Genomic DNA, 2,656 nt, shown 5'->3' with positions numbered 1-2,656 from the left:
GGGCGAAGCGGGTGGCGAAGGCCTTGTCGCCATTGTCCCAGGCCCGGCCGTAATAGCCGGCCAGCGAGGACTGGCTGTCGTTCAGGGCCACGCCGCCGGGCTTGAAGTCCGAGCGCGGCGCCAGCGTCAGGGTGTTGCCCGACTGGGCGGTGTCCCAGTGGAACAGCAGCGCGTCGAGCCCGTCGGCGGTGGAGGTGAGGTGCCCCGCGGTCACCACCGGCAGCGCGCCCGGCAGCAGCGTCAGCACCGTCGGCACGATCTTGCCGTCGAGCGTCGCCGTGCCGTCGACCTGGAGATGGCCGGCCGCCTTGTTCAGGGAGTCGACGGTCACGCCCAGCCGGCCTTCGCCGGTCTGGACGAAATTCCCCGTCACCCTGGTGCTCCGCAGCTCGCCCGGCAGGCCGAGATTGAAGGTGCCGCTGGTGACGACATCCGCGGCCTCCATCATCGGGCCGGCATTGAAGGTGCCGGAGCCGTCGATCTGGCCGCCATTGGTGTAGATCGACCCGGTGATGGTGCCGATGATGTTGGTGCCGTCGATGGTGCCGGAATTGTTGGCGACGGCGACCTGTCCGCCGCCGGTGACCGTGATCGCCGTGCCGCTGGATCCGTTGGCCGTGGTGATGGTGGCCCAGTCATTCGTCACATAGGCCGTCGGGCTGTTCGCCGGCGTGTCGATCCAGACACCCGCGGCGCCCGATCCGGTGCCGCCGGACACGGTCGTGCCGACATTGTCATAGTTGTTGATCACCACGTCGGTGCGAGCCGTCGAGCCGGCAGCGTTCTTCGTCCCGGCAGCGCTGCCCGTGCTTTGCGCGAAGATCCCGATTCCGTTCTGGCCCGTCGCGGTAACGGAAGCATTCACACTCATCGTGATGCCTCCGCCCGAGTTGTTGGTGGAGGTGTCGACCGAGCCGGCATAGATCGCATTGCCGTCCTGGATGAGCCCGCCGCCGCCGCCGATCGATTGCGCGACAATGCCGATTGCGCCCGGGCCGCTAGCGTTGATGGAAGCGCCCTGATTGATCGTGACGGTCACGGCGCCGCCATTGCCGGTGCTCTCGTGCCCGGTCCTGAAGTTGGAGGGCATGTCCGCCTGCAATTGCGGAGTGTCTCCGGCTGCGTTCACGAGGCGGATGATGCCGCCGCCGCCGCCGATCGATTGCGCGACGATGCCGTGCGCCCCTATGCCTGATGTGGTGATCGGGCCGCTCTGCACCGTGACGGATCCGCCATTGCCGCTGCTGTTCCAGCCGCCAATGGAGAGGTCCACTGAGCTTGCGGCCGGCTGACTGGTGACGATACCGCCGCCGCCGCCGATGCTTTGCGCCAGGATTCCGGATGAATTGTTGCCTGTCGTCGAAATCGCGAGGCTCGTCTGGGACGTGAACGTCACTGTGCCGCCAACACCGTCGGCGTCCTCGCCGCCGCCCGCCGAAAGGTTCAGCGTTCCCGACTGGCTCCACGACGTGTCGAAGACGCTGCTGCCCGCACCCGCGATCCCACCGCCACCGCCGATCGATTGCAGGACCGCGCCGTCGGCCGCCTGACCGGTGGTGGCGATCGTGGTGGAATTGGAGTTCGTGTCGATGACCTGCGCCGTACCGCCGGCGCCGCCGGCGCCTTTATTGCCGCTGCGGCTCTGTCCCACCGCGATTACGCCCGTCGCGCGATCGGAGCCGTCGACGCCGATGCCGCCGCCGCCGCCGATGCTTTGGACCACCACTGCTGCTGCAGCGAATCCGGCAGTGCTGATGTTCGGATTGCCCTGGTCCAAATTCACGGTAGCGGTGTTGCCGTCGCCGCCGCTGCCTTGCCTCCCGGCGACGATATGCGTCAGATCGATCGAGACCTGATCGGACACCCCGGTGCCGCTCGCGGCGGCGGTTCCGGCCTTGCCGCCGCCGCCGCTGATCGACTGCGCGACAACGCCGTTCGCCCAATCCCCCGCTGTGCTGACGGGAGCCGACAGATCCACCGAAACCGTACCGCCGGTCTCGCCGGCCCCGCCGGCCCCGCCGATCGAGAGAGTGAAGGCCGTGCTGATCGAGGGCGGTTTGCCGTTGAAGAAGTTCGTGACCTGGCTGACCAGTTGCCGTGCCTTCAGGTCGGGAAGGATGGGGTTGTCCGCGGAGGCGTCGGCCCCGGCCGATCCGCCGAGCCCGCCGCCGCCGCCGATCGACTGCGCCAGCACGCCGGTTGCATCGCCACCGTAAGTGGTGATCGGGGCCTGCACGCTGACCGCCACGTCGCCACCGGCTCCGCCGCTGCCCCCGGTGGTGCCGAGGTTGACCGTCAGGCTCGGTTTGATGGTCGGGGCCTTCGGGTCGCCGTCATCCGTGCTTGGCGTGTAGGTCTGGGCGAGGCTGAAGGAGCCGCCCTGGGACGTGCCGCCGCCGCCGCCGACCGACTGCACCAGCATGCCGACCGCCCCCGAACCATAGGTCGTGATGCCGTTCCCGGCGAAGAGAGCAGCCTGCACGTCGCCGCCGGCGCCTCCGGACCCGCCGGTCGAGCCCAAGGTGACCTTGACCGCCCCGCTGGCTCCGGTGCCGAAATCCTGCGTGTTGCCGCTGCCGAACCCGGCATCGCCGCCGCCGCCGCCGATAGACTGCGCCTTGAGTCCGGTCGCGAAGTCGCCATAGGTGCCATAGGT

1 protein-coding gene is annotated in these 2,656 nt (G+C 68.8%); it reads right to left on the bottom strand.

The features are described 5' to 3' along the window. The coding region (locus AB4Z01_RS36085) for a beta strand repeat-containing protein (RefSeq protein ID WP_441701651.1) at nt 1–2,521 on the bottom strand (2,521 nt) is incomplete at its 3' end. Between the last annotated feature and the right edge of the window lie 135 nt (nt 2,522–2,656).

The sequence above is a fragment of the Inquilinus sp. YAF38 genome (genome assembly GCF_052113205.1).
In the GTDB taxonomy this organism is placed as follows: Bacteria; Pseudomonadota; Alphaproteobacteria; order DSM-16000; family Inquilinaceae; genus Inquilinus.
This window is presented reverse-complemented; position numbering and strand designations above follow the sequence as displayed.